This window comes from Pseudomonas sp. MWU16-30322 (genome assembly GCF_020515535.1).
Classification (GTDB): Bacteria; Pseudomonadota; Gammaproteobacteria; order Pseudomonadales; family Pseudomonadaceae; genus Aquipseudomonas; species Aquipseudomonas fluorescens_H.
Genome location: NZ_JAIWYL010000015.1, coordinates 137,835 through 147,280 on the forward strand (window position 1 = coordinate 137,835; position 9,446 = coordinate 147,280).

The 9,446-nt window shown below is 60.3% G+C and carries 3 protein-coding genes; all 3 read right to left on the reverse strand.

The window, feature by feature from the left end; translation table 11 throughout:
• Positions 1 to 24: 24 nt before the first annotated feature.
• Genes recD through recC form a run of 3 tightly spaced genes read right to left on the reverse strand, consistent with a single transcriptional unit; the run spans position 25 to position 9,259 of the window.
• On the reverse strand, positions 25 to 2,124 hold the full coding sequence (gene recD / locus LCH64_RS26600; RefSeq protein ID WP_226501780.1) for an exodeoxyribonuclease V subunit alpha: 2,100 nt from the start codon (positions 2,122 to 2,124) through the stop codon (positions 25 to 27).
• Complete coding sequence (gene recB, locus LCH64_RS26605; protein WP_226501781.1) at positions 2,121 to 5,810, reverse strand: exodeoxyribonuclease V subunit beta; 3,690 nt, start codon at positions 5,808 to 5,810, stop codon at positions 2,121 to 2,123. The genes recD and recB overlap by 4 nt, the downstream gene beginning before the upstream one ends.
• Positions 5,807 to 9,259: an exodeoxyribonuclease V subunit gamma gene (gene recC, locus LCH64_RS26610; RefSeq protein WP_226501783.1), complete on the reverse strand. Its 3,453-nt coding sequence runs from the start codon at positions 9,257 to 9,259 to the stop codon at positions 5,807 to 5,809. The genes recB and recC overlap by 4 nt, the downstream gene beginning before the upstream one ends.
• Positions 9,260 to 9,446 lie beyond the last annotated feature (187 nt).

The following is a 9,446-nucleotide window of genomic DNA, read 5'->3' on the forward strand; positions in this document are numbered from 1 at the left end:
AACCGCCGCCAATCGCCAGATCTTTCATCCCCGAGCCTCGCTACCCTCCTCCAGTTCCAGCATCAATCCGCTCAGGCGTTTGACCTTGCGTTGCACGGCCTCTTCGAACACGCCTGCGCGAGGTTCGATCAGGGTGAACCAGTTTTTCGCGCGAGTGATCCCGGTGTAGATCAGTTCCTTGGTCAGCACCGGATTCAGGGCATCCGGCAGGATCAGTGCGGTGTGCGCGAACTCCGAACCCTGGGATTTGTGCACGGTCATGGCATACACCGTTTCAACGTCGTTAAGCCGGCTCGGCAGCACGAAGCGCACGCCGCCCTGGCCGTCGTTACGCGGAAAGGCCACGCGCAATACCGGTTTACCGGCGTCCGGCCCTTCACGCTCGGGCAGCTTGAGCGCAATGCCGATGTCGCCGTTCATCAGGCCCAGGCCATAGTCGTTGCGGGTCATCAACACCGGGCGGCCTTCGTACCATTGCTGGTCATGTTCGATCAGGCGCGCTTTGAGCAAGGCTTCGGTAATCCGCAGATTCAGCCCTTCGACACCCCAAGGGCCCTTGCGCACGGCGCACAACAACTGGAACGCGTCGAACGCCTGCAGTACGTCCCGTGCCCAGTTGATCCAGTCCGGATGCTCCAGCGGTCTGCCCGCCGGAGGGCGTTGATTGCGCAGCACGCTCAGATAGTGGCGGTAGCCCTGTGGCCCGTCGCCATGGCCTTCGAGCAACAGCCGCTCCAGCTTGTGATCATGTTCGCCCCTGAGCGGCAGGGAAAACACATCGTCGTAGTGTCCGGCCGCCAGCAACTGGCGCGCCTCATCCGGCAACTGCTGATTGACCCGCCGCGCCAGTTGACCGATGCCGCTGCCTTCACCGAAACGCCGGGAGTGGCGCAGCATCACCAGTTGCTGCGCCAGAGGATGCGAGCCGTCGTTGTCTTCGTGCAAACCGCTGTTCTGCAATGACTCACCACTGACCGACTCCAGCCATTGCCGGGTCTGCGAGTTGTACCAGCCAGCCTCGGCATCGCGGCACAGATCGCCGAGCACCGCACCCGCCTCCACGGAGGCGAGCTGATCCTTGTCGCCAAGCAACACCAGGCGCGCATGCGCCGGCAAGGCATCAAGCAGATTGGCCATCATTTCCAGGTCGATCATCGACGCTTCGTCGACCACCAGCACATCCAGCGGCAAGCGGTTGCCGGCATGATGACGAAAGTGTCGGGTACCGGGACGACTGCCGAGCAGACGGTGCACGGTGGTCACGTCGCAGGGGATTTTCTCGCGAACGGCTTCGGCGACCTTCAGCGACTGCACCTGCTGGCTGATGGACTCGGTCAACCGCGCAGCGGCTTTGCCGGTGGGTGCTGCCAGGCGAATCCGCAGCGGCTGACCGGCCTCCACGGCGGGTGCCTGGAGCAACGCCAATAGGCGCACCACCGTGGTGGTCTTGCCGGTACCCGGGCCACCCGTGATGATGCTGAAGGCTCCACGGGTCGCAAGGGCGCAGGCGAGTTTCTGCCAGTCGACCACCGCATCCGGCCTGACGGGGCCGAACAACTCATCAAGTCGCTGGGGCAGGTCATCGGGCGGCGTTTCACCTTGAGCCAGGCGTGTGCGCAACGCCCGGTCAATACGGCGCTCATAGGCCCAGTAGCGCCGCAGATACAGACGCTTGCCGGACAACACCAAAGGTCGCTGCTGCGCGGCCTCGCTGTTGTCCGCCGCCAGCGCAACCAGAGAACTGCTCGCCAACGCCTTGCACCAATGGCTGCCGTCCAGTGTTTCGAGCAACTGTGAAGGCAGCAGCAATACGCCACTCTGCACATCGCCTTCGGGTGGCAGCGACAGCGCGAAATCCGGGGCCTTGAGGGTTTCGAACAGATCCAGACACACATGCCCGTGCCCCAACTGATGGCTGGTCAGCGCGGCGGCGAGCAACACCAGTGGATCAGTCTCGGGCGCGAGCTCGTGCAGAAAGGCAACGAAGGCCTTGTCCAGCGACCGCAGCCAGCCTCGCTCGACCCAGCGATCCAGCAACAGCAGTAGATCTGCAGCACTCGTCAGCGGCGCCAGGCTCGACGCGTGGTCGATACCCGATGACAGATCGGCGAATATACGGTTCATAGCAGAACTCCCTGTTCCCATGCGGGCTCGGCCTTGGGTTCCGGCTTGCCCTGGAACAGACGATCCAGCCGCTCGATCAGCTCACGCGGCGGGCGCGCGAAATACACGCCGCGACTGTCAGCCCGGGTTCCCCGCAGGAACACATACAACGCACCGCCGACATGTCGGTCGTAATCGTAGTCGGGCAGCCGCGCCTTCAATTGCCGATGCAATGCCAACAGGTACAGCACGTATTGCAGGTCGTAACGGTTGTCGAGGATCGACCGTTCCATGGCTTGCTCGGTATAGGCCGCATCGTCGACGCCCAGCCAGTTGGATTTGTAGTCAGCGACGTAATAGCGCCCCTCGTGTTCGAAAGTCAGGTCGATGAAGCCCTTGAACATGCCGTTGAGTTGTACCGGCTCGGCGGCCACCCGGGCCACACCGTTGTGGGTGTACTGGCGCACCCACTCATCGAGCTTGAGAACATCGACCTTGTGGCTGGCGAACCAGAACTCCATCTCGACGCGGTACTGTTTCAGTTGCTCAAGCACGACCGGAGGCTGTCCGCTACCAGTCGGCAACGGGGACTTGAGCAGGTGATGCAGCCAGTCACTCAGAGTGGTGATCCAGCCTTCCCAGCCGCGCAGGTTGCAGCGTCGGCCAATCGCATCCTTGATCGACTCGTAGGGAACGGCAAAACCTTCATCGCCAGCCCACTCCAGCAAGCCGTGAAGAAAGGTGCCTGGGTTGGGTCCACGGGGGAACCGATGGATATCGGCGCCGCCGGCCACGATATCTCGCGGCGCATCCGGATCGAGGCGCTCATCATCAAACAGTTTTTGCGCTTGCGGACTGTCTGGCGCCTCATCACTGCCAACACTCAACACATCACTGATGCGCAAGGCACTGTAGGAGGCAATCCACCAGTTCTCGCTGGCCTTGCGCTTTGGTACCAATGTGGCACTGAGGATCGCTTCATTGCGCTCGGGACGATAAGTCTCCTGCCTGGCCTGCGGCATTTCACCCAGGTTTATTGCCGGACAGTCTTGCTGCAGATCCAGCAACCAACGGCTCAAGCCGGTTGATTCATCCAGCCTTGCACCGCCACCCAGCAGATAGCCAAGCGCCGAAAGATGAAGCACAGAACTGTTGTTATTACCGCGTTTGAGATCCGTTACACCCAGCCAGCATGCATGCTGTGCGCGAGTCAGGGCGACGTAGAGCAGTCGCAGATCTTCGGCCAGACGCTCATCGTCTGCCAGGGCGATCAACTCGGCAGTCGGTTTCAGCGTCACCTGAGCCTTGCCCGAGGCATCGTGGTAATGCAACGGCAAGCGACTGCCATCCACCGGTTTTGCCGAGCAGATGAAGGGCAGGAACACCAATGGATACTCAAGCCCTTTCGATTTGTGGATGGTCACTACCTTGACCAGTTGCTCGTCGCTCTCCAAACGTAATATCTGCTCTTCACCGGCCTGACCGGACAACGCCAGAAGTTCGGCCAGATGACGAATCAGCGCTTGCTCGCCATCGAGTTCCGCTGCGGCCTGCTGCATCAGCTCCGACAGGTGCAAGAGGTTGGTCAGCACCCGCTCGCCATCACTGCGTGCGATCAGGGTCTGCGGCAAGTGAAAGTCGTGCAGCAGACGCCGCAACATCGGCAACACGCCTTGCTTGCGCCACAGCTCGCGATAACCACGGAACTGCATGACCCGGGCTTCCCAGACCAACTCGTCCTGATTCAGTCGCTCCAGTTCAGCCAGAGGCAGATTGAGGGTGATGCAGGCCAGCGCGGCCTTCAGTGAACGCTCGACATCCGGCTCGGCGCAGGCCTTGAGCCAGGACAGCAGATCGTGCGCCTCCTGGGCGGCGAAGACCGAGTCCTTGTCAGACAGATAAACGCTGCGCACCCCACGGGCAGCAAGCTCTGCGCGTACCGCCTGAGCCTCTTTGCCGTCGCGCACCAGAATCGCAATATCGGAAGGCCGCAAGCCCCGAAAGACCTCACCTTCCTGAACGAATCCCGCGGCACCGGTTTGCCCGCCATTGAGCAACGCCGTGATTTCACTGGCACAGGCCGCCGCCAACTGCTGGCGATAGACCGCGCCGGGCAGGGGCTGATCGGTGGACAACTGCCAGACATTCAGCGCCGCGACATCTAGCCCGGCGATCTGCAATCGCTCTTTGCGTCCCTGAGACTCAACCGGCTGAAAGGGAACCGGGTTTTCCCCGGTTTTTTCCCGAAACAAAAACGCGCCGCGTCCCAGATCACGGGATTCGGCGCGTTCGAATACATGGTTGACCGCACTCACCATGCCATGGCTGGAACGGAAATTGGTACCCAGCGTATGCAGGCGGCCGGTGGTGGCCTGACGCGCACGCAGGTAGGTGTAGATATCGGCGCCACGGAACGCGTAAATCGCCTGTTTGGGGTCGCCGATCAGGAACAGACCGGTGTCCGGACTGTTGTCTTCGATGCGGTAGATGCTCTCGAAGATCCGATATTGCACCGGGTCGGTGTCCTGAAACTCATCGATCAGGGCAACCGGAAACTGTTCGCGGATTACCGCCGCCAAGCGCTCGCCGCTGTCGGATTGCAGCGCAGCATCGAGGCGCAACAGCATATCGTCGAAGCCCATTTCTGCGCGACGACGCTTCTCTTCCTCAAAGCGTGCACCCACCCATCTCGCCGCATGCTGCAATACTGCAGCATCGGGAGTCGGCAACGCGTCGAGGCTCGCCTTGAGCCCCGGCATCGCGTCCAGAGCAGGATGACTCGGTGCCTGGCCCTTCCAGGCTTCGGCCATCCCGTCCGGGGTCAATCGGGTGAAGCCGGTGCCGATATCCAGTTGCTCCATGGCCTCGTCTTCAGCCCAGGCCTTGAGCTTTTCGAACCAGGGTTCAAAGTAGCGCGCCTGCATCTTGCGCCCGTCGACGGCTTTGCTCGCCACGCCCTCGTGACAGATCACCAGCAGTTCATCTGCCCACTGCCGCCATGGCATCTTCAGCTCGAGCAACGCGGCACGCCGTTCTTGCAGACACTCGTCGATCAACTGCGCAGGTGCCTTGCCTTCGTCGCTGTCGCGCTCACTGCCAAACAGACCTCGCACTCGCGGCAACAGCGCTGCAGGCCCGCCCCAGTTTCCACGAACCCAATTCAGCGCGTCGCCCTGCATCGGGTAACAGAACAGTCGCCAGTAATCGCGCAGCACTTCGCCAAGCAGATCGCTGTGATCGGTTTCCAGGGACTGTGTAAACAGGCTGCCGCTGTCGAACGCATGTTCACGCAGCATGCGCTGGCACCAACTGTGAATGGTCGAGACGGCCGCTTCATCCATCCATTGCGCGGCGATGTCCAGGCGATTGGCGCAGCTGGGCCATTGTGACGGATCAAACTGTTCACGCAGTTCGGCGATCAGTCCGTCCGGGGCGGGGGTTTCTTCGCGGAAATAGCGCGCTGCCTCGGCCAGTCGCGTACGGATTCGTTCACGCAACTCTTTGGTGGCGGCATCGGTGAATGTCACCACAAGAATCTGCGGTGGCAATAGTTCTCGCCCGAAGCCGTTCGACTCGCCGCCGTGCCCAAGGATGAGACGCAGATAGAGAGCAGAAATGGTGAAGGTCTTGCCGGTGCCGGCACTGGCTTCGATGAGTTGACTGCCGTGCAGCGGGAATGCCAGGGCCAGCGGTGTCCTGGTGCTCATGTGCGTGCTCCATCGCTGTTCAAGGAACGCCACGGCGCTTCATACAAGGGGCGATACAACGCGTCGCACCAACCGGAAAAAGTTTCGTCCGCCATCAACGCATCAAAGTCAGCGAATTGTCGGGAGAGCGCAGGGCTCTCGCGGCGTTCACCTTCGCTGTTCTGACCGTCACCTTCGTAGGCTTTACGGGCAGCAGCCTCGGCCTTGAGCGGGTCAGTCTGAGTAAGCCAGGCGAAGGCCGTTTTTACCGCAATCGGCAATGGCTGGCGCATGCCGGCCTGCCAGGCGAGCAGCAGATCACCAAGGAAACGAACCGCTCTATCCTGTTCCATAGGCTCAAGCAGAAGGGTATCGTCACTCGCCACTAACGCGGTGGTCAGCAAGAGTCCGCTGGCGCAGGCTACCAGGTGATTGACCCAGGGCTTGGTCAAGCGATGCCATTTTCGACTTTTGATCGAGCCGATGCTGTTGGGGATGGTCGTGACTGATAACACTCCACCGTCAGCGCGTTGATGCAAACCGGCGAGCCAACCATCAACACGCACGCCCTGCAACTCAAGATTGATCGGAATCGCACTGGTCAATGGCGTCGGCCACAACGCCAGTAGTTGTTGGTAACGCTGCAGCAAATCCGGCAACGGCTCGATCAACTCCCTCTGGAGACATTCCCCGAAACCGGCCATGGGCAGCAATCCACTGTTCTGCAAACGCCGAGCCTGATCCTCGAGCGCCCGATCGATATTGTCCGGCTGCCTGAGTGCGGCCTCGAGCAAACTGTCGCTCAGCATGTAGCGCTGCAGTGCGTCCAGCACAAAAGGTTCTTCGTCAGCCAGGGGCGCCTCGGCGGCCTCGAAATACACTTTGAGTCGCTGAGTGAAAAAGTGCCGGACCGGGTTACGCAAGAAATCCTGTAGAAGGGGCAGACTCAGTGGCTCTTCCTGAACATGAGGCGCGAGTAACTCGGCCTCATGCAGAGGCTCATGGTTCTGGTGTAAAACCTGCCACTCGCGGGCATAGCTGAATAGCTGATCGCCTTCATGGAAATAGCGCGAGCTGAACGGTTGCAGCGGATGCTCCTCGGTCATGGCACTCAACAGATCCTGATGCTCGTCGATGAGCCGCCAGCCACTGGCGAGGTGGTCACGCAACTGGCCGATCAATACCGAAGCTGGCCGCTCACTGTTGTCACGGATGCTGCGCCCGACCCAACTGATGTACAGCTGACAGCGCGCAGACAGCAGCGCTTCGAGCAACAGATAACGATCATCCTCGCGCCGGGAGCGATCTCCAGGCCGGTAGTCGCTGCCCATGAGGTCGAAGTCCAGTGGCGGTTGCGCCCGAGGGTAATCGCCATCGTTCATCCCCAGCAAACAGACAAGCTTGAACGGGATCGCGCGCATGGGCATCAGCGTGCAAAAGTTTACTGCGCCGGCAAGAAAACGCTGGGACAGGCGCCCCTGATCCAGTCCCGCGAGCCAGGCTTCTCGAACCACCGTCAACGGCAATTCTTCTACCAATCCCACAGATTCACAGGTCTGCAGCCAGGTCTCGCGCAGCTCCTCAAGTTGCGTGAGCAGATAATCGTCGTGCTCGTTGCTGGCCTTGAAGAACAGCTGCATCAGCACTTGCAGTCGCTGTCCCCACACCTTGGGTTGAGCAGCCTGAGTGAGCTCATGATGGGCCAGTTCCAAGGCATCCAGCAGCGCAACCAAAGGCCCGATCAACGCGGCATCCAGGCCACCGATTTCATCATAGGGTTCTATACCTGCGCAGGCATTGGAGCTGCCGACCGCGTAGCCGAGCAACATTCGCCGCAAGCCGAAATGCCAGCTGTTTTGCTCCAGCTCATCCGGCAAGCCCAGACCGGCACGCTGCTCGGCGTTCATTCCCCAGCGCACTCCCGCCCCTTCGATCCAGCGATGCAGCGTCGGCAAGTCACGCTCCTGCACGCCAAAACGGGCACGTAATGCGGGAACATCGAGCAGGTCGAGGATCTCACTGACCGGAAAACGACTGTCCGGCAACTTGAGCAGATGTTCGACCGCAATCAGCAATGGGTCGCGGCCGCGCTGGCCCTGGTCGGCCAGGGTAAATGGAATGAAGCGTGGGTCGTGCCGATCCAGTTGGCCAAACACCGCCCGGATATGCGGCGCATAGCTGTCGATGTCCGGCACCATCACGATTACATCCCGTGGACGCAGATCCGGATTGGCACTGAAGCGTGCGAGTAACTGGTCGTGGAGAATCTCCACTTCGCGCTGTGCACTGTGGGCTATGTGAAAACGGATCGACTCATCCTGCGTCAGGTCGACGGCGGGCCAGTGCTCACGCGTTTCATTGAGTGGCCGCAACTCGAGGATATCGTCCTGAAGTTGATTGAGCAGGTTTTGCGGCTGCGCTTCGCTGAACAGGTCGATGCGTCCGTCACGGAATGCCGCACGATAGCTGTTGGGGTCATCATAACTGTCGAGCAGATTAATATAGTCGCGACCTTGTTTGCCCCAGGCGGCGAGTAGCGGATGAGCGTGTTGGTGCAGCGCTTCAGGATCGAGCGCGACCGGCATGCCGGTCTTGCGACTCTGACGCTTGTATTGATGGCGCAGCAGATCCTTGTCGGCGACGATATCGGCCCAGTGATGTCGACAAGGGTTGTGCACACACAACAGCACCTGGCTGAAACGTGCAAGCCCGGCCAATGCTTCAAGCACCTGGGCCGGCAATGATGAGATGCCAAACACAATCACTCTCGAGGGTAGCCCTGCAGGAGCATGCTCAAGAGAGTTTATGCGCTCGATAAACCGCTGGTGAACGCCGGCCCGGCTCTGAGCCATACCCTGCTCACCGACATCCACCAGCAGGGCACGCCACAATTCAGCCTGCCAGCAACTGACCGGGGGCAGTGGCTTTACCTCACCTCTGACATTGCGTAGCTGGTGCCGACCTACGGCCCAATCCTCAAGCCAGTCGGCTCGATACACTTGATACTGGTCAAACAGGTCTGCCAGGCGTTCGGACAACTGGTAGCGTTTACGCAAATCGGTGTCATGGGTGAGGAAGCGTTGTAGCGGCTCGAAATGGGTGCGCTCAATAACTTGCGGCAACAGACGCATCAGTCGCCAGGTCAATGGGGCTTTGTCGAGCAGAGACTTGGCCGGAATTTCTTCTCGGCCCAGCACCATACGGTAGAGCTGCCACATGAAACTGCCGGGGAGCTGCACATCGATCGCAGCGGCTATACCGCAACCACCGAGGTCGTCCCCTTCAGGGTCTTCCGCCAAGGCCAACTTGAGCCATTGGGCGATACCGTTGCTCTGCACCAGAGCGATTTCGTTCTCCAAGGGCGCCAATGGATAGCGCCGCATAATGCTGACCACCAGGCTGCGCAGTTCGTCCAGACTGTTGCTCTGAACCACCATGAATGCAGCATTGAGGGACGAGGCGTCCGGCATAAAAGCTTCCTTGGAAAAGTACAAAAGCCAGGGCAGAACCTTAGCACTGTCGACAGGCTGTGACAGCCGGAAGGATCTACCGCGTGCTGTAGGAACTTTCCTGCGGGCAAAACAAAACCCCAACTGCTTTCGCAATTGGGGTTTCGGAATTTAATCTTGACGATGACCTACTCTCACATGGGGTTTC